Genomic DNA, 24,819 nt, shown 5'->3' with positions numbered 1-24,819 from the left:
AACGACCGATCGGCAACATCTGACTGGTACGGGTTGAATGTTAATTCATGGTCGCCCCTTGGTTCAAATGGACAATGGATCCAGTGCCAACTGGGAAGTCCAACGCATCCTGAACTGTTTGTGCGAAATCTCACATTTCACTCCCAGACTATTGCCTATAATGGCCAGCAACACGCGACTGCATTGGATGCTGGAGCCTGCCAATAGTAACTCTTAGTCCAACGAACGGAGAGAGAACTGCATTGGCTTCCGCAATAGCGATAAGACTTTACAGTCGACAAAAATTTAACTGGGGCGGCAACCACAACCAATGAAGGACGAAGGGTGAAAACACCTGCGCTTCTGACCTAACAAGTTAGGAATTCGCCATGACCACGACACCAACAATCTGGCTTGGTCGCACAAGCCCCAATTACACGCTCAGCGGCCCCGGCGGCAACGATCAGAAAGATGCGCAAGGCATCGGCCTTTCGAACGGCAATTTTCTGGTGGTTTGGGAAACCAACATCTTTGAAGATGTTACGGGAGACAGCCGGACAGAAATTTGGGGTGAAATTTTCAACCCAATTGGTGAGTCGATTGGAGGCGAGTTTCAAATTGCCGGCCATATAGGCTCAAGTCCAGCCCCGCCCCTTGATTATGAGGATCCCGAAATTGCGCCGCGCAACGACGGCGGATTCATGATTGCCTACATCACCGACACAAGTCCGATACCGGGTGGTGAAGACGTCCGTGTTGCTCAGTTCGATTCAACTGGCACGAGAATGTCTGACCAGAAATATGGGTTTGAAGACATTTGGAACGATGAAGAAGTTTTCTACAAAAAACCTATAACCATCACTCAATTCGCCGGGTATACGAGTCTGGACCACGAGTATGTTTCCGTGGTTCGGGTGGAAACAGATCTCGGCCCTCCGGCCATTGGGTTCGGCTCAAATAACGATTTTTCGTCTGGCGTTTGGCAAGGGTTTTTCGGTGATTCAGTCGAAACTTCGTACATTTGGGGAGGAACGGAAGGTTCATGGTATCCTTCAAGATTTGATCACCTCCCTGGTGAGCCAGAGATCGTACCCGTTAGCCTCGCTTCCGATACGCTAAAGAACGGGCGAGGAACTGTGTCGGCCACTGGTTTTGAGCATTATGGCGATGGAAACTTTAGCCACGCTTTTGCTTCTGTTGGTCTGGACAATACGAGCGTCCGATATCTGATTGAGTATGAAAGCGGCGGTGATTTTAACTGGTACACGCCTCTAAGTGATATCGAATTCGAAATGAATCCCGATATTGCAGCGCTTTGGGATGCTGAGAACGCCTCCTATGAAGGGGTTGCTCGCAACGCCAGCTATGCAGCCGTTTGGGAGAACTACGGCAACTTCCTCAGCTACGACACCATCATTGAGGGAACTTTGCGCAACGATGTTGCGGGCGTGAAAATCGACTTCACAGTCGAAGATGAGGGTGACAATTACAAACCTCAAATCGCCGCTCTTCACGATGGAGGGTTTTTGGTTGCCTGGATCAATGAAGACCAAAACGGCGACCGGGATGTCAAGCTGCTGCGGTTTGATGCGGAGGCCGAAAAGGTAGGGTCCGTAATTACGTTTCCCAATTCTCAAGGAAGCTATTTCTGGGACATTGATTTGGAAACCCTGGATAATGGCCGGGTCCTTGTCACGGCATCCATTTCGGGTTCCGGAGGCAACAATTTCGGCGTTCGCTACGCAATTTATGATGTTGGTGACAGCATTTTCACAGGGACCGATGGAGACGATGTCCTCACCGCAGCAGTGGACGGTTCGCGGCTTGAAGGCCTTGGCGGCAATGACGAACTTTACGGGCTGGGCGGTGACGACCACCTCATCGGCGGCACCGGCGTGGACTATTTTGACGGCGGTGCCGGTTCTGACACGGCGGATTTCAGTTATTCTCAATCCGATTGGACCATCGATCTGGCGGCTGAGACTGCAACAGCGGGTTCTACCGTTGAGACCTTGCTGAATATCGAAAACGTCATCACCGGTGCTGGTGACGATGTGGTCAACACCGATGAAGGTTCAGCCATTATTGCCAACACCGTCAGCACGGGCGGTGGCGATGACACGATCATTGCTTCACTGGGCCGTGACAATTTCGACGGCGGCACTGGCGCGGACACCGTAGATTTCAGCCAGGTAAACTGGGGCGCTGCGACAGGTGATTGGTCACGGACGTATGACCTACAAAACGAGACCTTCGAAGCGGTCGATTCCATCGTCAATCACTTCGTGAATCTCAACAACATTGAAAACGTTACAGGCTCTTCATTCGACGAAACGTTCATCGCAGATTTGGACAAGAATATTTTCAACGGCATGGGCGGCGACGACACGTTCGTCGCTTTCGCAGGCGGTTCTTTCGCACTTTCTGCCATTGCCGATACATTCAATGGTTTTAGCGGCATCGACAACGCCGATTTCTCGACCATCGAATTGGCGGATGGGGATGTCTCCAGCGATCGCGACTACGGGTTCACGCTAACGGGCGGCTCCCTTCTCGCCGCTGGATCGGCCAAGCTCAATGGCAATCTGATGGTCAACTTCATCGAGATTGAGAACATTCGTGGCACGGCCTATGACGACACGATCACCGGCAATTCGGTAGACAATCTGCTGGTTGGTGGTTCGGGCAATGACACGATTTCCGATGGCGGCGGCGATGATATCGTGCGCGGTGGCCTTGGCGATGACGTTCTAATCGCGGGCACCGGTGCCAATACTTTCGAAGGCGGTGACGGGGTCGATCTGGTCGACTATTCAGCCTTTTCCATCGGCGTGAAAATCAATTTGGATGCGGGCACGACTAGTGGTGGTGTTACCGGAAACGCTGCCGAGAACGATACGATCTCGGGGATTGAAAAGATCATCGGCACCAGCGGCGAAGACATGCTGATCGGCGACGATCAAAATAACCTTCTTGACGGCTTTGATGGCGCTGACAATCTGGTGGGCGGCATCGGCGACGACACTTTGATCGGCGGCAAGGGTGGCGATATTTTGAACGGCGGAGGAGACACTGATACCGCCTCCTATGTGACCGCAAGCGAGGGCGTGGTTGCCAGTCTTGCAAACCGTGCGCTCAACACCGGTGATGCGGCGGGTGACACTTATCTCTTCATCGAAAACCTGCGCGGGTCCGACCATGACGATCACTTGATCGGAAGTGGCGGCGCAAACACGCTGTTTGGCCGCGACGGACACGACGATCTGGATGGAGGATTCGGTGCCGACATTATGTATGGCGGCGATGGGAACGACGAATATTGGGTCGATAATGCAGACGATAAGACATTCGAATCCGCCGACCTGGGCTACGACCGGGTCTATGTGGACGGATTGGATATGTGGAAATTGGCAGCCAACACCGAACGGCTTACGTTCCTCGATGCCGGCGACCACACCGCCAAAGGCAATGAGCTAGACAACCGCCTTGACGGGAATGCCGGCGTTGACCGATTTGTTATCGATCAGGGTGGCGCAGACACTTTCTCCGGCGGTTCCGGGGAAGATATTTTCGATGCCCAGAAGTCCATCTTCGGCATCGGCATCGACTTCATCAACAACATACATTTCTACGATGCGTATGGTGACACGTTCGCCTCCATTGAAAAATTCTTCGGCTCATCAACGGCAGCCGATCAGATGACTACAGGTGCAGCGCGGGCCAAATTCTACGGTTTTGGCGGCAACGACACGCTGGTCGGCGGCGCCAGCGTGGACACGCTGAGCGGGGGCGATGACGCGGATGTTTTGTCAGGCCTCGGTGGTCGCGATACTCTGCAAGGGGGGCGCGGAAACGACACGATGACGGGCGGGGATGATCGCGACCAGTTTCTCTACGTTCTCGCTGATTTCGGGCAAGACACGATCACCGATTTTGAAGATGGATTGGATTACTTCAAAATCTGGGGTGGAAGCGGAACAGGAAACGGTGTTGGAACCGCACTTTCCGACTTCTCCGTCTCCAACAACGGCACAAGCACCGTTACGCTGACACTCGACAGCGATCCGACAAATTCCATAACAATCAACGGCGCTGGTGGTTCAAACGTTACGCTCGATGCCTCGGACTTCCTGTTCTACTGATGGTTTGCGGTTTTCTCTAACTCCTTGGGCCATTTAAAATGGCTGTCATCACATCTTACTCAGAGCTTGATCATCCGACAGATTCCCTCAATCCAACAATCACAACCATCGTCACTGCATCTGCCAGTGAATTCGCATGGCTAACCCCGCTTGGCCTGATTTTCCCCTAGATTTGCAGACACCATAACACATGATACTGGTGCCCCCCGCCGGAATCTGGAATGCAGATCAAGTCATTGAATAATCGACTTTCTCATTTTCCAGAAGACAGCTATACCCCCATTTCTACCCCAATTCGTCTGCGCGAACGAAGAAACAAGGGTATACGGGAGTCAATTTTCCGAACGTGTCGGCACATCGCTTTCTCTAGAAGTCCAATACAGATAAGCGAAGAAAACGCCAACAGCGGATAGAAAACCCAAAATCCAAATGACCGAGTGATCGACTCCGAAGCCCAAGATCGTAACTCTCTGATCTTTCTCCAAAGAGTAAACCTTGTCGCCAACTTTGTCAGCGACAAACCCACCAACTTTCCTCACAGCCTCCGCATGACAATCCTGCAAAGCGTTAATGACCTCTTCCGGATTTTTGGAGCCTGAAGCGAAGTCGGAAACCAAATCTGGAGTGAGCCTATTGGAGAATACGGATCGACACTTGTTCAAGGCGTTCCTCAATTCAGACTCTTCAAATCCGGAGGTGTGAACAAAGAAATTCGAACTCACTTCGATAATTAAGCGCTTGGCGTCTGCCCGGTTAGTCTTCTTATCCTGCTCGGTATTAAGCGGTTCAGCATCCCAGAACCGCAGCAAAAAAATCGCCTTTTGGACCGCCTCAGACGCCTTCTCGAATTGGCGCTCGTAAAATTCAACGCTAGTGTTCGACTGACTAAGAATTGTGGCGTTTCGGTTTTGGATTGTGCTGTGTTGGTAGCTGACCAGAATCAGCACTGCCCCAGCCATCGCGCCGAGCACGATTTTCTCAACAAATTGCTGCCGAAACCACTCTCTATTCACCTGACAAACCTAAAATCAAACTTCTCACCGTCTATTTCGAAGGTGAACAGTGCTTTGTTTCCCGGGTCCAAGAAGTGCGCGTTGTACCAATGCACAAAGCGCCTGCCGGGATTACGTGTCACCACCGGCGGGGCGTTGCCGCCTTCAATTTGCGCTTTTCGACTAATAGCGACGCGCCCTGCAGAGTAATTGCTAAGGTCGAAAACAAAGAGCGCCGCTCGGTAATTCGACCCTTCAAATTCCTTCGAGCTAATCCGCCGGTTGTATGCCCTAACGGAGGTGAAGAAGGAACGTACGGATTCCGGGTCTCCTGTCGAAACTTTTCGAGGTAGAACCTGCAATGAAATCCTCTCTTGCGAATTTTCCAACACTTGCTCAAGCACGCTTTCGAAATTTTTTTTGTTCAGCTTCTTGCAGTCTTTGAACGGGTCAGCGGAGCAAAGGTCGCGCTCATTCACCAAATAGATTTCAACGGGAAGATTCCGGCTATAGGCGTGACTGCTGAAGCCCATAAGCAGTGCCAAAAAAACGACTTTCATCCAATGCACTGATGGTTTCCTCCTTACCGCGTCGCTAGGCTTACATCGCACAACTATTTCAGGATTTTTGCAAGGTGCGCCCTTTTCTACAAGATATTTGACCAAGAATTACTGATCTTCGATCAATAGTACGAGGATTAGAATTCCGGCCAACTTCTCAATTCATGCCAATAAAGGTCATGGACCAATAATTTTGAGAATTTCCCTCTCTGCAGTTCCCAGTTTAATTGTTCTGGATTTTCTCGGACCTCTGAGGCAAAGCTTGTCTGAGCGCACAGTGGGGAGACAGCTTGGTGCAGAATTTATTGAGTGACCTAACGGAGCTTCTTCAGGCTGAGCAGGCGTTCATTTCGGACGGGGCGATTCTCAAGAATGCGGTGATCGAAGCGGCGCTGAATATGGATGTGCGGCTCTTGGAACTATTGATGCAGTCCGACACGATTAAAGACCATTTCTTTACGCCGGTGGCAGGGGCGCTCGTTTTTGACAAGGTGAAGTTTCAGGAATTCGTGTCCAACAAGGCTTTCCTCCCGGATAGCTATACGACCTTCAAGAACCGCATTGGCCTCACTGATGGGCGTGGCGATTACATAAGCCAGTCGCGCGACGTGGTGCTGGCGTGGCCCTACAAGGATTGCGTGCTCGAAGGCGGCATGACGAAAGAGGACCGGGGCCGCAATGAGGTGTTTTGGAACACTACACTAGCCCCCGACGACATCACGCGGCTATTTGAACCCAAGGTTCTGACCGGCTGGGAACGCTGGGATGGCGAGGCCGTGTTGGCAGGCAAGGCCAAGCCCGTGGGCGAGGTGTCGGAGTATGACAACCTGCTTATCAAGGGCAACAACCTGCTGGCACTGCACTCGCTGAAAGCGCGCTATGCGGGCGAGGTGAAGCTGATCTATATTGACCCGCCCTATAACACCGGCAATGACGGGTTTCGGTACAACGACCGGTTCAATCATTCGGCTTGGCTGACGTTTATGCGGAACCGGCTTGAAGTGGCGCGGGATTTGCTTAGCCGAGATGGGTTCTTTTGCTGTCAGGCGGATGACAATGAAGGCCACTATCTTCGCGTTTTAATGGACGAGGTGTTTGGCGCTGAGAACTATCTAAGCACGCTTTATGTGCAGGTTCGATATGCAGACAAGACACTTACTCAAGACATGGATTTCCACAAACAAATTGAGATGGTTCATCTTTACCGCAGGACTGAAGTTGCAAAACCGATCCTGCCCACGAAGCAAAAAGACCTTGAAAAATATGTCTGGTACTTTGCTGAAAAGGCGGGCGGGACTGAAATGGAACTTGGTGGAAAGAGAGTGATTAAGTTCTCACCCAATGAAATCCAGCTAAAGAAGGGAAGTCCATCAGAGGATGGACGCAAAGAGATTTGGGCCACCGGCAGTATTCTGGATGGCAACTCATCTGGGCGGTTCTTCAGAGACTACCTGCAAGGCCGATCTGCCCAAGATGGTCTGGGAGCGGTTTACAAGGTCTTCGATATTGGTTCCGATGACCATGATTATCGCTACTTTACAGGGCCAAAGCGCGATGGCGCGACGAAGGGCAAGTATTTTCAGGGCGTGCCAAGCGATCAGTTGGAAAACGCAGACGCAACATCGACCACTCCGATTGAGAACTTCAAAGACATGGCTGGTAGCTTTGGTAACTGCCGGGGCGAGGGCGGTGTTGAACTTCGCAGTGGGAAAAAACCAGAAGCGCTAGTGCGCTTTCTCTTGGACCACCTAACGGTTAAAGGTGACTTGGTACTGGACAGTTTTGCAGGTTCCGGCACCACCGCCGCCGTAGCGCACAAGATGGGCCGACGATGGATCACAACCGAGCAACTTGACTATATAACTGGGTTGCCAATGCCGCGATTGACGAACGTAATCGCAGGAGATGCCACCGGTATTTCAGAGCAAGTCGAGTGGCAAGGCGGCGGCTCGTTTGTCTATGCCGAACTCGCGGCGTCCAACTCTTCCTTCGCGGACCGGATCGAAGCGGCGCAGGACATCGCCACGCTGCAAACCATCCATGCCGACATCCAAGCCACCGGCTATCTGCGCTATGACGTAGACCTGAGCAGCTTCGAAACCGACGACTTTGCCGCCCTCCCGTTAGACGACGCCAAGCGCGTATTGATGGACTGCCTTGACGCAAACCACCTCTACGTCAATCTCGGCTCACTTGATGATGCGGATTTCGACATCTCGGAAGAGGACATCACCGCAACACGCTCCTTCTATGGGTTAGGCAAATGAGCCAAACCCTCAATGAAAAGCTGAACGGGGCAGTCGAACTTGGTTTGCTCAAGAAGACTATTCCTGAACACGTTACAGACAACCTCGCCAAGCAGATCGAACTCAGGCCGTATCAGACGACAGCGATTGAGCGGTGGCTCTATTACATCGACGACTTCCCGCAACGGCCCACAAACCCGCACCTGCTGTTCCACATGGCGACAGGTAGCGGCAAAACCGTGTTGATGGCCGGTCTCATCCTTGACCTTTACCGGCGTGGCTATCGCAATTTCTTGTTCTTCGTGAACTCTGCCCAAATCATCGAAAAGACCAAAGATAATTTCCTGAATCCAGCTTCAGCCAAACATCTCTTCGCGTCCGCTTTGCGAATTGATGACAAGCTAGTTGATATCCGTGCGGTTGAGACCTTCGATGGGGCGAATGATGAGTCTATCAACATCCATTTCACGACGATCCAAGGTCTGCACACGAGAATGCAGGCACCCAAAGAGAATTCGGTCACAATCGAAGATTTTCGCGACTACAAAGTGGTCATGATTTCGGACGAAGCGCACCACCTCAACGCAGAGACCAAGAAAACACTGACCAAGGGTGAAGCTGAGGATAAGGCCAGCTGGGAAAGCACGGTATCGGAGATATTCAAGCAGCACCCCGAGAACATGCTGCTTGAATTCACGGCAACGGTAGACCTGAGCCACGAGGCCATTCGTGACAAGTATCACGACAAGATTCTCTACGATTATTCACTGCGCGAATTTAGAGAAGATGGCTATTCCAAAGACATTGAATTGAGGCAAGCAGACTTGCCGCCATCTGAGCGCATGATGCAGGCGGTGGTCCTAAGTCAATATCGCCGCAAGGTCGCTGAGGCGCACGGGCTGCACTGCAAGCCAGTCATTTTGATGAAGTCAAAAACGATTAAAGAAAGTGCCGATAACGAAGCAGCCTTTATCGCTATGGTGGAGGCCGTGAATGGGGAGGCAGTGGAAGCGCTGAGAAAGGCGTCTCAGGACGATACGACGCTATCCCGCGCGTTCACGTTCATCATGGACGAACGGGCCATGAGCGGGGCGGATTTTGCGCGTGAGCTGCGTGTCGATTTCGCGCCCGAGAAGGTAGTGAACGTCAACAATCCCAAAGACTTGGAAAATAGGCAGATCGAATTGAACGCCCTTGAGGATCGGGGCAACGAGATACGGGTAATTTTCGCAGTCGATAAATTGAATGAAGGCTGGGATGTTCTCAACCTTTTCGACATCGTGCGTTTGTATGACACGCGAGATGGCAAGGCCAACAAAGTGGGTAAGACCACAATGGCCGAGGCTCAGTTGATTGGCCGTGGCGCGCGCTACTTTCCCTTCATCCCGCCCAGCGTCAAAAAAGACGTAGACGCGATCAATCGCGGAACCCGCTACTACGCCTTCGACGATCCCGATAATGCAGAGCTTGTGGCAGAGAAGCGCAAATACGATAGCGATGCAGATCACCCCCTACGAATTCTGGAAGAGCTGCATTACCACTGCTCCCACAATCCGCGTTACATTCAGGATATTCGCAACGCGTTGCGAGAAACTGGAATGCTGGATGAGTCAGCGCGCATCGTGCATTTGCGTCTCAAAGACAGCTTTAAGCAAACCGCCCTGTATCGCGATGACCATGTTTGGGTGAATGACCGAATTAAGAACCCCCGCGACGACGTTGCTGGGTTGGACGCCTACAAGATTGAAAGCTCTTTCACCTATCCAACTTTGATGACAGGCCGCGTGACCGAAGCAGCCGCTTTTGGAGGCGGAGCACTGAAGCTCACTCCCAGTGCAAAAGCGCCTATTTCACGAGATTTCAAACTTGCCGATTTTGGAAGAGCAATCATAGGCTTCGCGATGGACGCCAATGAGTTTTTCCATTTCGTCAATCTGCACTCTAATTTTCCACGGCTTACCAGCGCTGGCGAATTTATCACCTCGGAACATTACCTTGGAAACGTGAGGGTCAGCGTGCAGGGGTTGCCTGAGGACTTAGACACCCTGACCGCACGACAAAAACTGGACATCGCACACTACGTTTTGGGGCAAATTGAAAGCGGGGTGAAACAGGAGAATGTCGAATACATCGGCACCAAAGACTTCAAACCCTACAAGATCAGCGACCGCTTCACAGACAAGACATTGAAGTTAGGCATCCAAGGCGAGACGGGGCGACGATGGGACGAAAGCAATGTGCCGGGAACAGATCAGATCGACCTAAGTGCGAAGGACTGGCACGTCTATGAGGAAAGCTATGGCACCGATCAGGAAAAGCACTTCATCAAATTCGTGAACGATCAGGCGGCGCGCTTGCATGAGGTTTATGACGCCTTTTATCTCGTTCGCAACGAGAAAGCGCTGAAGCTCTTCGACTTCGAGACAGGCAGGGCATTTGAACCGGACTTCGTTCTCTTCCTCCGCAAGCAGGGAGAGGAGGCCAGCACAATTTTGCAACTCTTCATTGAACCGAAGGGCGACCAGTTGCGACCGCAGGATGACTGGAAGCAAGGCTTTCTCGCAAATGTGCGCGCTGAAGCGAGATTGGAAACCGTCTTTCAAGGCAGGGACTATGAGGTCTTCGGGCTGCCGTTCTTTAATGAAGAAGGACCAACCAACACAGACTTCAAAGAGGCATTCGAGCAAGAGGCTCTGGGTGCCCCTGTCTCAAGCTAGGTGACACACCGAAGTCGTGCTTCGCTTCGGGTCCTTGTTGGGTATTTACGAAGACGGGGGGTGCGCTGAGCCCCTACCGAAAACAATTTTTTGGCTTTTTCCGGCATCAACATTTTTGTTTTATGGCCCTAGCGCCCGACAAGCGCTAACAAGTTCAAAAGGGGTGTTTCTCGAAGCGCATTTGAACTTGTTGCGCTTGGAACAGAAAGAACAAGACCAGTGGACACTCGTTCCAAATTCAAAGCATTGATTTTAATCAATTATTTTATCCCTTGGAACGAGATAACATATTTTTCAAAATAGTGGGGGTGGGTAAGCAGGTGAAATGACAACATATCAGTCACTGGTCTCCGATTCCTCAAATTCCAAAAAAATTGATCAAATCCTGTTCTCGTTCCACTAGCGTGATAATCGGTTTGATTTCAGTCCTCGTTATGCGGAACGCCAAGCGGAACGGCGGAATTGCTATCCGTTATCTCCCTATAGCCAAGAGCCATTTCTTTTGGAGTGGGCGTATCAATTGCGAATAGATATTCGCGCTGCTTTCCATACCCCTTTGGGAATCGTTTCTGGACACCAGTTTGCCGTAGCGTTTTGCAGAGTTCTACCGCTGCTGAGATTTGGTAGCTGTCAAGCAATGTCATATTGGATTTCTCCATGACCTCCACTGCGATTTCTTTTCCGCATGTGCGGATGCGTAGGCACTGCGTCTCGTCATCCTCGTCGGCGAAGTTTTCCTCACCGCCCAAGATATTGGCTTTGGTGGTTGGCGTGAGCATCCACTCGTCAATTTGACCAGCTAGCACTTTTTCCGGCGTCTCTTGGTCGGCGATTTTAACTTTGAGCCGTTGTTCGGCACGCGCTTCCTCAGATTGCAAGTCAAGACGGAGACTGCCCGTCGGTTTCGCCCTTCGCTTTTCGCGATAGAGATGAACGGCTTCCGCGAGTAGCTGCGGGTATTCCTCTTCGAACGCTTCGGTGTCGATAGGATCGTCTCTCGTTTTCATTACGCGCACAGGCCAATAGCGACGAGCGCCTGACGGGTCTTTGAGGTAAGCAGTCTTATTAGTTGTGCCGATGAACACCGTTTGCCGTAGATAGGTCTCCGGGCGCTTTGCGTAGGCAAGACGCACTTGCTCTACATTTCGAGACAGCATCGACTTAATGGTCTCTGAGTCGGTCTTATTGTGCGACTTCATTTCCGCAAATTCGCCAACCATGCACCCGGCGATCTTTTCGACAACTTTAGCCGAGTCGGAAAGGTCACAGTTCACATCAACATGGTATTTGTCGAGCGCTAGTTTTTCGCAAAAAGTGGATTTACGCTCGCCGCCTTCAACCCCTTCAAGGACGATCATTTGGTCGAATTTTGCACCCGGTTCGAACTGCCGCACTACTAGGGCTACCAGCCAAATCATGAACACTTCGCGATGATAGGCGTCATCTGGTGTCCCCATGTAGCGGTGCAACACAGTCTTAAGGCGCTCTACGCCGTCCCAAGTAAGCGAATTGAGCAGGTCACGAATTGGGTGAAATTTCTTGTATTCAGCGACCGTCATTACGGCCTCTTTCAGATCAAGCTGCCGAGGGTTCATTGCGTATTTGGGTTTCTTGATTGCCTCGGACAATATGCAACGCAGCATCGCATCAAATTTGTCAGTAAGCATCGTTCCATTCATCTTGTCGAGGCAATGGAACTTGGCAACGCCGTCGATCTTGGGATCAATGGTATCACGAACCACCGGCTGACCAGTAAATTCGTTGAGAGCCAACTTGCCCCGGGTCCGATTATCGTTAGCCAAAATACGCCATGTGTTTGGCAGCGTGTTTTTAATTTTGCTTTGCGCGTCGAACTCTATGTCTTCTTGGAACCAGCGCGGATTAAAAATGGATTGGTCTTGTTGCGGCTCTGTAGCGCTGGTTGGTGAGTTGGAGAGTTTTCGCTCGCTTTCGTCATTGGTGAATTCAGCGTCGGCGACATCCTCGTCCGAGAAAGCGTTGTCGAGTTCTTCGTCAAAATCATATTTTTCGTCGATAGCTTGCTGTCGGTATCTCGGTTCGCCTTGAACGAACTTGAGCATCGCTTTGGATGAAGGCAGATTGCCCACGCTGGTCCGGTTGTCTACGCCGTCGTCTAGATCGGCGAACTTGCAAAGACGGTATAAGTCCCATGCGTTCACGTTCATCCCGGCGATGGGGTCGGTCGTGTGGTTGCTGTAGATGAAACGACCGTCTTCGTAGACGACCACGCCAGCCGCCCCGGATGATCCGACAGGGGTGTAACGAGGCTCTGACCCGGTATCGTCATCAACGGCGTAGTAGAATTCAGCCAGATGCTCTGCGATGAGGTCTTCGATTGGCCACGCGCGGCAGAACGTGCCGACGGGGCCGTCCTTGGCCCACGGGTCTTCCGCTTTCTCCATCGTATCACGGAGCATGTCTTCGTGTTCGGGATTCTTCGGCAACAGGGACACGTCGCGCCAGTCGCCGGACTTCCTCTTGAATGCGGCAAACACCTTATCGACATTCAGCGCCTTTCCTGTGCGGCACTCGTGAAAGATGAACTCGCCATCGCGGGTGGCAGTGGGCTTGAACATCATTTGCGCCATTCGATGAGACACAGGGTCAATCGAGCGCATAGACGGGTCAACCTTATGCGCCACGATGCGCGAGAGGGCTTGGTGTTCTTCTTTGTCGATGGACCGGTCGAGCAGAATCACCATGCGGAACTTTGGATGATCGGGCGAGTGAGAACGAGTTGTCTGGATGAAGCTTTCGGCTTGGCAGATTTGATTGGTGCCATTCTGATAGGAATCAAGCACTGCTTTGGCGTTTTCGTCGAGATCGAGCGTCAGAATTACTCGGTCGCCGACGTTCTCCTTACGACGCGATCCGTTCTTGCAGAACGCCCCGCAAAAGAAGCCGCTGGCCTGCTTTAGTTTGAGCTTTTCGGCGACCGAAAGCCTAATATAATCCACATAACTTTCTTTTGTGCGAGCAGGCTGGGATAGCATTTTCTTGAAGTCGCCCCACGATTTCTCGACGTTCTTAACCTTTCCAAGATTATCGTGGCCTTCGGAGTAGCGAATAATAACGTTTTCCATTTGCCTAACTCACTTATCGTTATTTATGAGTGCGGCTTGATGCTGGACATAGGCGTCCAGCCACACCTTTGGCATTGCGCTTGCTCGTTGCCCAATTATCATGAATGGGGGGAAGTTTCCGGCAGCGATTAGGCTGTAGAGCGTCGTCCGTGACAAGCCAGTAAGCTCAAGGACCTCATTTGGACGCAACAACGGTGCGACTGGTGGAATTTCTACCCAATAGTCTTTGGATTTATGGGGTTTTTTTGACATGATTAGTCTCCTGCATTGTTCGCTTAGAAGCGAAGTGATGCTGGAGAGATACAAAATGGCCGAAGTTGTTTTTACGGAGCTATTTGATCCATTTTTGCACTAACCGAGCAGGCCAAGCCTGAGAGACACTACTTCAGCATGGCCTTCACGTAACGGCAGAGGCCTACCATCGCGAAACACCGTGTTAATCCACGTAGGAATTGTCTTATCAAGGTCGCTGTCGGTTGGTGTGGTCCAAAGGCTCCGCAATTTCATGGGCTCAGGTTTAGGCGAGAGCTTCAGAGTTGCAATTTTTGCGAAAACCTCACGATGGGTCTGATAAATCATGCGTTTTAGCGGACTGCCAAAATTCCGAAGCTCCAGCAAGTTATGGTCTCTTCGAATACGCGGCCACTCATTTTCTCCGTCTATGAGCGCTTGAGTCGTTTCGCGCGGGCGCTGTTCGATAACAGCTAAAAGGCCTGAGAGTTCGCGATATAATTGCCGAAGATAGTGCTTTGGTTTGGGACCGCGCGGATTTCTCTCCGCTGCTTCATAAGCCGACAATTCATATTCAATCCAATTCAAAAACTCGACTAGCCTCGCTCCGAAGTTGCAATCTGTAATTGAACCAATGGGGGGTGGAAAAACCAATGATGCGAATTTGGATGAAGCCGTGTGGAGGGCCTCTAAACTTTTCGCGCCGGTAAGAAGTAGATTAGCTTGTCTTTTCAACAACTGGCGATCATTTTTGATGGCAGCTCGTATCGCGCTGAAACCTTCATGGTAATCTCGGTCGCTGTGATTTGGGCAATGCTGCCATTCGAAATTGAATTGTAAGTCCTCTACGTAGGAAGACATCCATTCTGTCAAACGATCTGCCTTCCTCGCCTTCTTTTGAAGGTCTTCCAACTCTTCTTTCAGCAAAAAGCCTGTTAGCGAAGCCGCAACCGCCATTCGCACCATTTCATTCAGCACTACGCGAATGCGGGAAAGGCCTTCAGGACTGATCGATGGTCGGCTGCGCTTATTTTTCTCAATCTCATAAGGTGCAGCCAGAATGCGGTCTAAGGCTTCTTCGTCCAAAATTTCGATGGACCCGCACTTACTGATTGGCAGGGAGTAAGTGGCATTGATTTTTACGAACTTTGAGTTTTCTATTTGATTAGCTGACATAGCTTGTCACCCCACCAATCAGCCATTTTCACCCGCTCTTCCCAATAAGCTCCCCGTGAATAAACGCGACGGACGCTGTTGCTATCGACATGGGCAAGCGCCCTTTCGATTGCGTCGGGGTTCCATAAGCCGCTCTCATTAGCCAACGTTGCGAAGGTGGCTCTGAAACCGTGGGCGGTCATTTGCTCGCTCGTGTAGCCCATGCGGCGAAGCGCTTGGTTCATGGTGTTGTCGCTAATTGGTTTCTGCGAGTTTGAGATCGACGGCATAACCAGATCGTTGTGCGGCGAAAACTGTTTCAGCTCTTTGAGCAATTCAATGGCTTGCGCTGGTAACGGCACTTGATGCGGTTTTCGCATTTTTGTGCGTTCGGCGGGAATGGACCAGATACGCTTTTCAAAGTCGAACTCATTCCAGCGCGCGTTTCGTAATTCTCCCGGTCGCGGGTAGAGTAGTGCGAGTAGTTTAAGGCCCAACACCGTTACTCTGTAGCCGTTGAAGGCGTCGATGTCGCGGAGCAACTGGCCTAGCTCCCCCTCCGACACGATTGCCGCATGGTTCTTCACCTTAGGAGAGATCAGAGCTCCCTGAAGAGCAAAAGTCGGGTCCGTTTCAGCGCGTGCCGTGGCCACGGCATAGCGAAACACTCTTCCGATTGTGGAGCGAAGGCGAGTGGCGGTCTCGTGTTTGCCTTCCGCTTCAATCTTCTTGAGCGGAACCAGAATGTCTCGTGCTGTGATTTCAGTGATCGGACGATTGCCAAACGCGGCCTTGGCCATATCCATAAGCCAGTTGATCTTTGTGAGAGTGGCCTGCGACTTGCCTTCCTTGTGGAGCTTGTCGAGATATTCGTCGCAAATGACACTAAAGCTGCTCGCTGCTTCAAGCTCCCTCTGGCGCTGGTTGTCTTGCTTGATTTGGCTTGGGTCGTGCCCGTCGAAAATGAGCGCCAGCGCTTCATCCCGCTTTGCCCTTGCATCGCGAAGGCTGACTATGGGGTGACGTCCGAAAGAAAGCAGCTTCTTCTTCCCTGCATGGCGGTATTTCATCCGCCATAACTTGGAACCAGACGATTGCACATGCAGGAACAGGCCATTCCCATCGAACATCTTGAACGGTTTGGGCGCTGGTTTGGCGTTTCTGATTTGAACATCGGTGAGAGGCATGGATAGGCAAGCTCGTAGGGGTACGCAAAAACTACCCCCAAAACTACCCCACAATTTTCCGGATGCAAGCGAATGCCGAAAAACTTCTTCGGACGGTAAACCCTTATAGTTAAAGGGTCTAAACTGATTTTCAGGATGATCTCGGACGTTACCGAACAAGCAAATGGTGCCCCCCGCCGGAATCGAACCGGCACTCCTTGCGGAACGGGATTTTGAATCCCGCGCGTCTACCAATTCCGCCAGAGGGGCAAACCTATGTGTCGATGGTCGAACGCGGCGGACTATAGTCAAGCAGGGCTTGCAGGCAACCAAAAAGACCAAAAAAATTGTTTCCCGTCGCAAATTCTTTGACGGGAATCCGCTACCAGCTTTTATGACACATTTCATTTTCACCTTTCCCAACTTGGCAAGCGTGGTAAACACCGCTGTAAGATCGTCCGATCACGTTTGAAAGTGCCCACTTGGCCTATACGCAAACCAACGACCAACCGATATTGGGCACGACAGCGTTGCTCGATGATGTGCTGGCACGCCTTGTCGTGAAACACGGCGCCGAGGCACGGATATCGTTGGGCGCGCTGACGGACACGCTGGAATCCCGCGCATATGGTGTGATCCTGCTGCTGATGGCGCTGCCCTGCTGCCTGCCTTTCGTCTATGGCCTGCCGCAAATTGTGGCGCTTCCGATGTTGTTCTTGATCGGCCAGTTGGCCATCGGTCGCACGCGGGTTTGGCTGCCGGAAAGCCTGCGCAAGCGAGAGTTTTCCATCAATCTACTGGCGAAGACTGTAGCCCGTGGCCGACCTTGGTTGAAGCGCTTTGAAATTGTTGCAGGGCCGCGCGTTGGTTGGGTAAGTGAGGGTCTGGGTCTGCGCATCATTGGCGCTTTGCTGCTGATCCCCTGCGCGTCAATCTTGGTTCCATTGCCGCTCACCAATACGGTGCCCGGCCTTGGTGTTGCGATTGCCGCCATTGGTCTGATCGAGCGCGACGGGCTGCTGATATTGTTCGGGCTGATTGTTGGCCTGATTTGGGTCGCCGCACTCATCATTGGCGGACAAGCTGCCATCACATTTTTGATCGATTTTGTTCGGAACCTCATTTAATGACCGCAGCACCAAATTCTCAAAGCTCACTCCTCAACACATCAGGCCCGATGCAAACCCGCATTGCGTTGATCGTGCTGGTGGGCATGACTGCCGTTGTCGGGAGTGCACTGGCTTTTGAACATATCGGCGGTTATGCGCCCTGTGCGCTGTGTCTGGAACAGCGCGACCCATATTACCTCGGCATCCCGCTTCTTGCATTGGGTGCAATCGGCGCGTTGCTGAAGTGGCCCGCATGCGTGGTACGCGGCGGGTTGATGATCGCGTTTTTCTGCTTGCTCGCGACAGCGGCACTCGGTGCGTATCACGCTGGCATCGAATGGGGCTGGTGGCCCGGCCCCGCATCATGCACCGCTGGAATGACGGGCGCAGTAGGCGACTCCGGCAATTTGCTCAACTCACTGGTCAATTCCAAACCACCATCTTGCGATGAAGCCGCGGGCAGATTTCTGGGACTATCGTTTGCAGGCTGGAACGTGGTCGCTGCATGTGGCCTCGCCGTCATCGCTGCCAAAGGCGCGTTCGGCAAGGCAACTGTTTAACTTTCCTGCAGATTCTTGGCGGCGCACTGCCGCAAGCGAAGCTGGCCATGAGCGAAACCTACGGCTCCAGCGGAGCGTCCCAATAGAGATAATCCATCCAGCTTTCATGCAGATGGTTGGGCGGAAATTTGCGGCCCGCATTGTGCAAATCGTACACCGTTGGCTGGAACGGCTTCATCCGCGGATGCATACCCGCATCCTTCGGCATTTTGCCGCCCTTGCGAAGATTGCACGGCGAACAGGCGGTCACGATGTTGTCCCACGTCGTGCGCCCACCGCGCGAGCGGGGGATCAGGTGATCAAACGTCAGTTCACCATCGTGCCCACAATATTGGCAAGTGAAGTGATCGCGCAAGAAAACGTTAAACCGTGTGAAGGCCGGGTTTTTCTGCGGCTGGATGTATTCCTTTAGCGAAACCACGCTCGGTAGCTTCATCTGGAAACTGGGCGAAGACACCGCAGCATCGTATTCTGAAACGATGTTCACCCGATCGAGAAACACCGCTTTGATCGCATCCTGCCAAGACCACAAAGACAGCGGGTAATACGATAGAGGCCGATAGTCGGCGTTGAGAACCAGAGCCGGATGCATCTCCGGATTAACGGCTATTGTCACAGTCCTTTCTCCCTTGTTTCAGCCTCGCTCGGTGAGCGGGTGGCTGAATCGTTCAAGACGTCACAATCAGAGTGTATGGCGAGTGTAACGCGCTTGTGAAGCCTTACAAGGCGGCAAGACCCGCATTTCTCATACCGGCAAATCGACGCGGGAACGGCGCTTGGCATAGACCGCCCACAACACGCGGGCGGCAACAGCGCGAACAGGCTTCCATCGTTGCGCTAGCATGGCGGCCTCTTTCGCCTTGGGGCGCTCTGCCACCAGACCCAGATCAACCATTGCCTGTTGCAGAGCAATGTCACCGTCGGCAAAAACATCGCGGTGGCCTGCGCAGAACATTAGATAGACTTGCGCCGTCCACGGACCGATGCCCTTCAGCGCAACCATCTTGCCCATCGCGTCATCGGGCGGCAAATGGCAAAGATCGTGCAGATCAATCTCACCATCGCGCTCTGCAACGGCCAGATTTTCCAGCGCGGTGAACTTCGCCCGCGAAAGACCCACTCCATCCAAACCTTCACGGCCAGCAGCCAGCAAATTGGCACCCGTCACCTCGCCCAACGCATCCTCCAACCGCGCAACGATTGCAGATGCGCTGGCTTTGCTCACCATTTGCCCGACGATGATTTGCGCCATGCCTTCATAGCCCGACGCCCGCAGCCGAAGCGGAACCTCACCCACTTCAAAAAGCGCTTCGCGCATCATAGGATCATTGGCACGCAGGGCATCGAGGCACATCTCCAGATCATCGCGCGTGGCAATTCGGTCTGGTAAAACATCAGGGCTGGCAGCTTCGTATTTCATGGGCCATAGGATGGGCGCATGACAGACCGAATGCCACCCGTTTTCCGCTTTGCCCCCAGCCCCAACGGCCTGCTCCATTTGGGCCATGCCTATTCGGCATTGCTGAATTTTCAGATGGCGCAGAAAAGCAGCGGCACATTCCTGCTGCGCATAGAGGACATCGACACCGAGCGCTGCCGCCCGGAACTGGAAGCGCAAATGCTGCACGATCTGGAATGGCTAGGAATCGAATGGGACGCAGAGCCACGCCGTCAGAGCGACCATTTCGACGACTACGCAGATGCTCTCGCAAAGCTGGAAGCGAAAGGTATCATCTATCCCGCCTTCATGAGCCGCAGCGAAATCCGACGCGCAATCGAACCTTGGGGCATCAGTTGGCAGACCGACCCCGACGGTGTGCCCCTATATCCCGGCGAGGAGCGGGATTTGCCGCTGGAACAAACCGCTCGAATGGTGACTGAGCGCGAACGTCACACCAAACGCCTTCATATGGGCAAAGCCTGCGCTGCGCCGCTATTGCCTCTGTCATGGCAGGAGAACGGAGCTGGCCCGGACGGCGAAACGGGTGTTATCACCGCCCGCCCTGAAGCGTGGGGCGATGTGGTCATCGCGCGATCCGACACGCCAACAAGCTACCATCTGGCCGTGGTGGTTGATGATGCTCTGCAAGGTGTGACTACCGTTGTTCGAGGGCAAGATCTGTTCCACTCCACATCTGTTCACCGCCTGCTGCAAACTCTGCTGGAACTGCCGGAACCGGCATATCATCATCATCGACTGATCACGGACGAGAATGGAAACAAGCTGTCAAAATCACGCGGTGATATCAGCCTGAAAGCTATGCGAGAGGCTGGCAAATCGCCTGACGACATCAAACGCATGATCGGTTTTCACGAATAGGCACTTGCCACCGATAGCCAAAACGGCAGCGCCACCAGCGACATGAGCGTTGCGATAACAATGGCGGAACTTGCCAAGCCTTCAGCGACTTTGAAATAGACGGCGAACAGGTAACCGTTCACCCCTGTCGGACAAGCGGCGGCAACAACTGCAACCTTCAGCGCCAACGGGCTCAACTCCACAACCTGGGTGCCAACAAACAGAACCGAGGCGGGCATCACGACCACACTCAGCAACGAAAGGCCAATGGCCGGTTTCCAGTTTCCCCGAATGCCGTATTTCACAAAACTCATTCCCAGGGCGAAGAGCGCAAGAGGCCCAGCGGTCCGGCCAATCAAATCCAAGATTTGCGCGAACTGACCGCCAATGCCCCATCCGCCAAAGTGCCAAACGGCGCCCAACAGAATACCGATGATCAGCGGGTTCTTCGCAAAATTCATCAACAGGGTTTTTGCTACGCTGAGCGGGCGCATGGGCGATGTTTCCGCGCCGTCAGCACGAACCGCGAATTCCATCAGAAAGGTTGATGCAGCCATCATGAAGGGCAGATGCACCGATATCAGCAAAAAGTGCAGCGCCAGCCCTTCAGGCCCGAACGCGCGTTCGGCCAGCGGGATGCCAACAAGAACGAGATTGGAAAACGATGCCGCCACGCCCGCAATAACAGAAGCGCGGTAGCCCCGCTTGACGATGAAAGCGATGAGAAAGATCGCGCCGCCCCAAGCAACGATGATCCCGCACAAATAAGTGAACCACAGCCCCCAAGGCGAATTGCCAGAATAGTCGGCCACCGCCAGTGAACGAAAAAGCAAAACAGGAATGGCAAGATTAACGACAAAACTCGTCAATCCGTCGCCGGCTGCCGCCGACAGCAAGCCGGAGCGAACGGCCACATAGCCGATTGCCGCCAGAGCAAAGACGGGAAAGACGATCTCGAAAATTTCAGCCATGAGCAATCCAGCGCAATCGCGGTCGTCGTTTAGTGGATCATCGCGAAACAAAAATCCATCGCAGTTGCGCCCGGCCTGTGCCAAACAGCAGGTCATGGCTTCGTTTTTCGTCCCGCTCGCACCCATTGTGTTTGTCTGCCTTTGGGCGACAGGCTTCGTCGGTGCGCGCCTCGGCATGCCCTACGCGGAACCGGCATCTTTTCTCGCCCTGCGTTACGCCATCGCCTTTGTCTTGCTGGCCCTATTCGCGCTCGCCATGGGCGCAAAATGGCCGCGTGGGCGCGATGCGTTCCATACGCTGGTTGTTGGTGCGCTGGTTCATGGCGTCTATCTCGGCATGGTATTTTGGGCCGTGCGTAACGGTATGCCCGGTGGCGTCAGCGCTATCATTGTCGGCCTTCAACCCCTGCTTTCGGCGATTTTGGCCGGAGCTTGGTTGAAAGAACCAATCACACACCGCCACTGGGGCAGCCTCGCCATCGGCATGGCCGGTGTTTTGCTTGTTCTAGGCCCGGGCCTTGACGCAAACGACAGCGGCATAACCCCGGTAACCATTGCAGCCTGTTTGCTTGCAGTGATCGCCATCGCCACCGGCACAATTTATCAAAAACGCTTTGCCACAACCACAGATCTGCGCACCGGTACCGCGCTTCAATATATTGGTGCGCTGATCCCTACGCTCGCCTTCGCATTTGCTTTTGAGAGCTTTCAGATCACATGGAACGGCCAGTCTCTATTTGCGCTCGCGTGGCTGGTGACCGTGCTTTCTATCTCAGCCGTGTTCCTGCTCATGTGGCTAATACGCGAAGGCTCGGTCGCGCGGGTATCATCGCTGTTTTTTCTCGTGCCCGCAGTTGCATCTTTGATGACGTGGTACCTTTTTGGCGAGACGCTGGTGCCTCTGCAACTGGCAGGCATGGTTCTTTGCGCCACAGCAGTCGCGCTCGCGGCTCGAAAATCAGGCACGGCTGCGGCGAAGGTGTAATTTCCACGAAACTCTCTGGCATACAGCCGCGTTAGATGCTGTAAGACGCCGCAAACAGCACAAAGCGGGAAGACACTTTATGAACTGGTCCTACATTTTTCTGATGGTCGCATGCTTCATTGTGGGCCTGGTCTTGCTGCGCGGCTTATTCAACATGATGCAGGGCGGTTCCTCCAACAAATCACAGCAATTGATGCGCTTGCGCGTCATTGCCCAGGCGATAGCGGTGGCTGCAATGGTTTTAGTCGTCTGGTTGTCGCGAGAATAACGCCTTTTGCGCTGTGGTCTATTTATCACGTTTTCAACAATTTGCCGCCAATGCGCCCCTAGCGCTTGAGATGGAGCCCCATTTCTAGCTAAACAATTCCACCAGCAGCGCCTGTTGCCGACTTAAGCCATGCTCTTGGGGGAGCGCTTTAATGACAAAACTCATCAAAACGCTCGCAGCGACGACAGCGGCCCTTTCACTGTCATGCATGGTTGCGTCAGCAGAGATCGTGATCGACGAAGCTCGCTTCGGCGGTGCAATCGCGCAACCGGAATGGACCGGCCAAGATCGCGAACAAGACCAGTGGGTTGTCACGGCTGAAGTGCTGTTCTCGCCGGTCAACATTGACTTTCTCAACGTCTTCGAAGGCAACGATTCAGTTCTGGCCCAGGCTCTGGTGAATCCGCGCCCTCACATCGGCGGGCTGTTCAACTTCAACAGTGATGGAACGAGTTCTCTCTATACCGGTCTCACATGGCACTTTCCGATGGGCGATGTTTTCTTTCTGGAAGCCACGTTCGGCTTTGGCGTCAACGACGGTGAAACAGAGACAGACCCCGGCTCCAACAGAGCAAACCTCGGTTCCAACATCCTTTTTCGCGAATCCATCGCGCTGGGTGTTAACATTACCGAAACAACAACTTTCACTTTGCAAGCATCGCACCAATCCCACGCAAACCTGGCGGGTGACGACAATTACGGCCTGACCAATTTCGGCGGCAAGCTCGGCTTTAAATTCTAAGTGTTTTGCGACCATTTGCGCTTTAAATCGCAACACTGAGCGCTGGCTTGCCGGTGCTTGAATGGCTAAGGTTGTTCGCCAACCGCTCATTCTATCCGCAGGCAAGCATTATGGTCGTACTCAATAAAATCTACACCAAAACAGGCGACGACGGCACAACCGCGCTCGGCACGGGCGAGCGCCGACTGAAATACGATGTTCGCGTCGATGCCTATGGAACCGTTGACGAGACCAATTCCACCATCGGCGTTGCCCGCCACCATCTTCAAGACGATGCACTCGATGCTATGCTGGTGCGCATTCAAAACGATTTGTTCGACCTTGGCGCTGATCTGGCCACGCCCGAAGGGCCAGAGCCGCCTGCCTATGAGCCTTTGCGTGTTACCCAAGGACAGGTGGACCGTATTGAAAAAGACATCGACACCCTCAACGCTGATCTGGAACCCCTGCGCTCCTTCGTTCTGCCTGGCGGCACACCGGCAGCCGCTGCTTTGCACGTTTCGCGCACAGTCGCACGTCGCGCTGAACGGTTGATTGTGGAGCTTGCTGAAAAGCCGGGCGAACACGTCAACACAGCCGCAATCAGATATATGAACCGCGTGTCAGACTTTCTTTTCGTGGCCGCTCGCCATGTGAATGATCATGGCAAAGCTGATGTGCTTTGGGTGCCGGGCGAAAACAGGTAAGCTGGCGCAATCAATCCGCAGGGCCAGCCTTCATGTTCATTCCCTTTTACGATGGCAAAGCCCTGCAACACGTCTCCCTGCAATGGGTAACGCTCAGCATAATCGCGATTAACGTCGTCGTATTTCTCATTGGGCTGCCCTTCGCGCCCAGTGACGGCACTGCCGGCGGATTGGCGATAGGCTTTGGTCACATCCCGTCCGTTGCCAACGATCTGCGCACTCTGCCTACAGAATTTCGATACATTCCTGACGGTCTCTACCCGCTTACAGCAATCACCTATTCTTTCCTTCACGCTGACTGGTGGCATTTGGCAGGCAACATGCTGTTCATCTGGGTTTTCGGCGACAATGTCGAAGACGCGATGGGCCACATCAAGTTCCTGATTTTCTATCTCGCCTGCGCGGTTGCGGGCGCATTCTTTCACGCACTCGTCTTCCCCGATTCGTCCAGCCCGCTGATCGGAGCATCAGGCGCAGCGGCGGGCATTGTCGCGGCTTATCTGATGTTGCACCCCAAAGCGCGGGTTTGGGTGCTCGTAATGATGCGAATTCCCATCCGACTAACAGCCCTTTGGGTTCTGGGGTTCTGGATCGCATTTCAAATATTTATGTTCGTCACATCTTCCGGCCAAGGCGTCTCATGGGCAGCCCATGTTGGCGGCATAATGGCAGGCGCGGTGCTCGTGGTGATCCTCAAGCGCCGCAATGTAGAACTGTTTGACCGGGATCTTCCCGTTCCGCAGAACCAAGAAGCCCTAGTTGAACCCATACCGCCCAAACCGAAAAAACGCCCTTGGGGTCGAAGTTGAAATTCCATTTGCCAACATAGAATTTTGACGTATACGTCAAAATTCTATAAACAGGCACGACGGCATCATGCCGCCGATGAGACTGGATTTCGGCGTTG

The 24,819-nt window shown here is 53.0% G+C and carries 21 protein-coding genes and 1 tRNA gene; 12 read left to right on the top strand and 10 right to left on the bottom strand.

All coding sequences use genetic code 11. The features are described 5' to 3' along the window. Nucleotides 1-368 precede the first annotated feature (368 nt). Together ACFQ14_RS00875 and ACFQ14_RS00870 are read left to right on the top strand one after the other, a co-directional pair. Complete coding sequence (locus ACFQ14_RS00875; RefSeq protein WP_377210807.1) at nucleotides 369-4,121, top strand: calcium-binding protein; 3,753 nt, start codon at nucleotides 369-371, stop codon at nucleotides 4,119-4,121. A 38-nt stretch (nucleotides 4,122-4,159) separates the two neighbouring features. Then, entirely contained in the window at nucleotides 4,160-4,291 is a 132-nt protein-coding gene (locus ACFQ14_RS00870; protein ID WP_377210806.1) for a hypothetical protein, read from the top strand. 162 nt (nucleotides 4,292-4,453) lie between these two features. Here ACFQ14_RS00870 and ACFQ14_RS00865 read toward each other — a convergent pair whose 3' ends face one another. Then, nucleotides 4,454-5,092, bottom strand: a complete 639-nt coding sequence (locus tag ACFQ14_RS00865) for a hypothetical protein (protein ID WP_377210805.1) — start codon at nucleotides 5,090-5,092, stop codon at nucleotides 4,454-4,456. 38 nt (nucleotides 5,093-5,130) lie between these two features. After that, on the bottom strand, nucleotides 5,131-5,682 hold the full coding sequence (locus ACFQ14_RS00860) for a hypothetical protein (RefSeq protein WP_377210804.1): 552 nt from the start codon (nucleotides 5,680-5,682) through the stop codon (nucleotides 5,131-5,133). Nucleotides 5,683-5,978: 296 nt separating this feature from the next. Between ACFQ14_RS00860 and ACFQ14_RS00855 the strand changes: the two genes are divergently transcribed. Further along, a complete protein-coding gene (locus ACFQ14_RS00855; RefSeq protein ID WP_377210803.1) occupies nucleotides 5,979-7,940 on the top strand; it encodes a DNA methyltransferase in 1,962 nt (653 codons plus the stop codon). Continuing rightward, nucleotides 7,937-10,636 carry a DEAD/DEAH box helicase family protein gene (locus ACFQ14_RS00850; protein ID WP_377210802.1) on the top strand — a complete coding sequence of 900 codons (2,700 nt, stop codon included), beginning with the start codon at nucleotides 7,937-7,939 and terminating at the stop codon, nucleotides 10,634-10,636. The genes ACFQ14_RS00855 and ACFQ14_RS00850 overlap by 4 nt, the downstream gene beginning before the upstream one ends. 422 nt (nucleotides 10,637-11,058) lie before the next feature. Here ACFQ14_RS00850 and ACFQ14_RS00845 read toward each other — a convergent pair whose 3' ends face one another. From ACFQ14_RS00845 to ACFQ14_RS00825, 5 genes are all read right to left on the bottom strand, one after another. Next, nucleotides 11,059-13,740, bottom strand: a complete 2,682-nt coding sequence (locus ACFQ14_RS00845; protein ID WP_377210801.1) for a VapE domain-containing protein — start codon at nucleotides 13,738-13,740, stop codon at nucleotides 11,059-11,061. Nucleotides 13,741-13,749: 9 nt separating this feature from the next. Continuing rightward, nucleotides 13,750-13,992: a helix-turn-helix transcriptional regulator gene (locus tag ACFQ14_RS00840; RefSeq protein ID WP_377210800.1), complete on the bottom strand. Its 243-nt coding sequence runs from the start codon at nucleotides 13,990-13,992 to the stop codon at nucleotides 13,750-13,752. Nucleotides 13,993-14,091: 99 nt separating this feature from the next. Beyond that, nucleotides 14,092-15,147, bottom strand: coding sequence for a hypothetical protein (locus ACFQ14_RS00835; protein ID WP_377210799.1), 1,056 nt, complete (start codon nucleotides 15,145-15,147; stop codon nucleotides 14,092-14,094). Continuing rightward, nucleotides 15,129-16,313 (bottom strand): tyrosine-type recombinase/integrase, encoded by a 1,185-nt coding sequence (locus ACFQ14_RS00830; protein ID WP_377210798.1) that lies wholly within the window; start codon nucleotides 16,311-16,313, stop codon nucleotides 15,129-15,131. Before ACFQ14_RS00830 ends, ACFQ14_RS00835 begins: the two co-directional genes overlap by 19 nt. Before the next feature lie 164 nt (nucleotides 16,314-16,477). Further along, a tRNA-Leu gene (locus ACFQ14_RS00825) sits at nucleotides 16,478-16,562 on the bottom strand. Nucleotides 16,563-16,774: 212 nt separating this feature from the next. Here ACFQ14_RS00825 and ACFQ14_RS00820 point away from each other — a divergent pair. Both ACFQ14_RS00820 and ACFQ14_RS00815 read left to right on the top strand, forming a co-directional pair. Then, nucleotides 16,775-17,419 carry an exopolysaccharide biosynthesis protein gene (locus tag ACFQ14_RS00820; RefSeq protein ID WP_377210797.1) on the top strand — a complete coding sequence of 215 codons (645 nt, stop codon included), beginning with the start codon at nucleotides 16,775-16,777 and terminating at the stop codon, nucleotides 17,417-17,419. Next, on the top strand, nucleotides 17,419-17,961 hold the full coding sequence (locus ACFQ14_RS00815; RefSeq protein ID WP_377210796.1) for a disulfide bond formation protein B: 543 nt from the start codon (nucleotides 17,419-17,421) through the stop codon (nucleotides 17,959-17,961). The genes ACFQ14_RS00820 and ACFQ14_RS00815 overlap by 1 nt, the downstream gene beginning before the upstream one ends. A gap of 58 nt (nucleotides 17,962-18,019) precedes the next feature. On the opposite strand, the gene ACFQ14_RS00810 is transcribed toward ACFQ14_RS00815, so the two are convergent. Next, nucleotides 18,020-18,577 (bottom strand): HNH endonuclease, encoded by a 558-nt coding sequence (locus ACFQ14_RS00810; protein WP_377210795.1) that lies wholly within the window; start codon nucleotides 18,575-18,577, stop codon nucleotides 18,020-18,022. Between the two features lie 129 nt (nucleotides 18,578-18,706). Next, complete coding sequence (locus tag ACFQ14_RS00805) at nucleotides 18,707-19,381, bottom strand: DNA-3-methyladenine glycosylase family protein (RefSeq protein WP_377210794.1); 675 nt, start codon at nucleotides 19,379-19,381, stop codon at nucleotides 18,707-18,709. 18 nt (nucleotides 19,382-19,399) lie between these two features. Between ACFQ14_RS00805 and gluQRS the strand changes: the two genes are divergently transcribed. Next, nucleotides 19,400-20,281 (top strand): tRNA glutamyl-Q(34) synthetase GluQRS, encoded by an 882-nt coding sequence (gluQRS, locus tag ACFQ14_RS00800; protein WP_377210793.1) that lies wholly within the window; start codon nucleotides 19,400-19,402, stop codon nucleotides 20,279-20,281. On the opposite strand, the gene ACFQ14_RS00795 is transcribed toward gluQRS, so the two are convergent. Further along, nucleotides 20,272-21,327, bottom strand: coding sequence for an AEC family transporter (locus tag ACFQ14_RS00795; protein WP_377210792.1), 1,056 nt, complete (start codon nucleotides 21,325-21,327; stop codon nucleotides 20,272-20,274). The genes gluQRS and ACFQ14_RS00795 overlap by 10 nt on opposite strands. Between ACFQ14_RS00795 and ACFQ14_RS00790 the strand changes: the two genes are divergently transcribed. The 5 genes from ACFQ14_RS00790 (at nucleotide 21,326) to ACFQ14_RS00770 (ending at nucleotide 24,721) form a co-directional block, all read left to right on the top strand. Next, entirely contained in the window at nucleotides 21,326-22,216 is an 891-nt protein-coding gene (locus tag ACFQ14_RS00790; protein WP_377210791.1) for a DMT family transporter, read from the top strand. The two genes, ACFQ14_RS00795 and ACFQ14_RS00790, sit on opposite strands and share 2 nt — an antisense overlap. A 79-nt stretch (nucleotides 22,217-22,295) precedes the next feature. Beyond that, nucleotides 22,296-22,484 (top strand): twin transmembrane helix small protein, encoded by a 189-nt coding sequence (locus ACFQ14_RS00785; protein WP_377210790.1) that lies wholly within the window; start codon nucleotides 22,296-22,298, stop codon nucleotides 22,482-22,484. Nucleotides 22,485-22,635: 151 nt separating this feature from the next. Then, on the top strand, nucleotides 22,636-23,226 hold the full coding sequence (locus tag ACFQ14_RS00780) for an acyloxyacyl hydrolase (protein ID WP_377210789.1): 591 nt from the start codon (nucleotides 22,636-22,638) through the stop codon (nucleotides 23,224-23,226). Nucleotides 23,227-23,336: 110 nt separating this feature from the next. Beyond that, nucleotides 23,337-23,912 (top strand): cob(I)yrinic acid a,c-diamide adenosyltransferase, encoded by a 576-nt coding sequence (locus tag ACFQ14_RS00775; protein ID WP_377210788.1) that lies wholly within the window; start codon nucleotides 23,337-23,339, stop codon nucleotides 23,910-23,912. A 32-nt stretch (nucleotides 23,913-23,944) separates the two neighbouring features. Then, on the top strand, nucleotides 23,945-24,721 hold the full coding sequence (locus ACFQ14_RS00770; RefSeq protein WP_377210787.1) for a rhomboid family intramembrane serine protease: 777 nt from the start codon (nucleotides 23,945-23,947) through the stop codon (nucleotides 24,719-24,721). Nucleotides 24,722-24,819 lie beyond the last annotated feature (98 nt).

The organism is Pseudahrensia aquimaris, assembly GCF_042676045.1.
In the GTDB taxonomy this organism is placed as follows: Bacteria; Pseudomonadota; Alphaproteobacteria; order Rhizobiales; family Rhizobiaceae; genus Pseudahrensia; species Pseudahrensia aquimaris.
Note: the sequence above shows the minus strand (reverse complement) of the source record. Positions and strands in the feature narration are given on the sequence as shown.

Bases quoted from the DNA above. Each gene is read 5' to 3' on its own strand.
- ACFQ14_RS00770 (WP_377210787.1), top strand. From the start codon at position 23,945: ATGTTCATTCCCTTTTACGATGGCAAAGCCCTGCAACACGTCTCCCTG.
- ACFQ14_RS00875 (WP_377210807.1), top strand. From the start codon at position 369: ATGACCACGACACCAACAATCTGGCTTGGTCGCACAAGCCCCAATTAC.
- ACFQ14_RS00785 (WP_377210790.1), top strand. From the start codon at position 22,296: ATGAACTGGTCCTACATTTTTCTGATGGTCGCATGCTTCATTGTGGGC.
- gluQRS (WP_377210793.1), top strand. From the start codon at position 19,400: ATGACAGACCGAATGCCACCCGTTTTCCGCTTTGCCCCCAGCCCCAAC.
- ACFQ14_RS00845 (WP_377210801.1), bottom strand. From the start codon at position 13,740: ATGGAAAACGTTATTATTCGCTACTCCGAAGGCCACGATAATCTTGGA.
- ACFQ14_RS00780 (WP_377210789.1), top strand. From the start codon at position 22,636: ATGACAAAACTCATCAAAACGCTCGCAGCGACGACAGCGGCCCTTTCA.
- ACFQ14_RS00850 (WP_377210802.1), top strand. From the start codon at position 7,937: ATGAGCCAAACCCTCAATGAAAAGCTGAACGGGGCAGTCGAACTTGGT.
- ACFQ14_RS00775 (WP_377210788.1), top strand. From the start codon at position 23,337: ATGGTCGTACTCAATAAAATCTACACCAAAACAGGCGACGACGGCACA.
- ACFQ14_RS00870 (WP_377210806.1), top strand. From the start codon at position 4,160: ATGGCTGTCATCACATCTTACTCAGAGCTTGATCATCCGACAGATTCC.
- ACFQ14_RS00830 (WP_377210798.1), bottom strand. From the start codon at position 16,313: ATGCCTCTCACCGATGTTCAAATCAGAAACGCCAAACCAGCGCCCAAA.
- ACFQ14_RS00790 (WP_377210791.1), top strand. From the start codon at position 21,326: ATGGCTTCGTTTTTCGTCCCGCTCGCACCCATTGTGTTTGTCTGCCTT.
- ACFQ14_RS00795 (WP_377210792.1), bottom strand. From the start codon at position 21,327: ATGACCTGCTGTTTGGCACAGGCCGGGCGCAACTGCGATGGATTTTTG.
- ACFQ14_RS00815 (WP_377210796.1), top strand. From the start codon at position 17,419: ATGACCGCAGCACCAAATTCTCAAAGCTCACTCCTCAACACATCAGGC.
- ACFQ14_RS00840 (WP_377210800.1), bottom strand. From the start codon at position 13,992: ATGTCAAAAAAACCCCATAAATCCAAAGACTATTGGGTAGAAATTCCA.
- ACFQ14_RS00835 (WP_377210799.1), bottom strand. From the start codon at position 15,147: ATGTCAGCTAATCAAATAGAAAACTCAAAGTTCGTAAAAATCAATGCC.
- ACFQ14_RS00805 (WP_377210794.1), bottom strand. From the start codon at position 19,381: ATGAAATACGAAGCTGCCAGCCCTGATGTTTTACCAGACCGAATTGCC.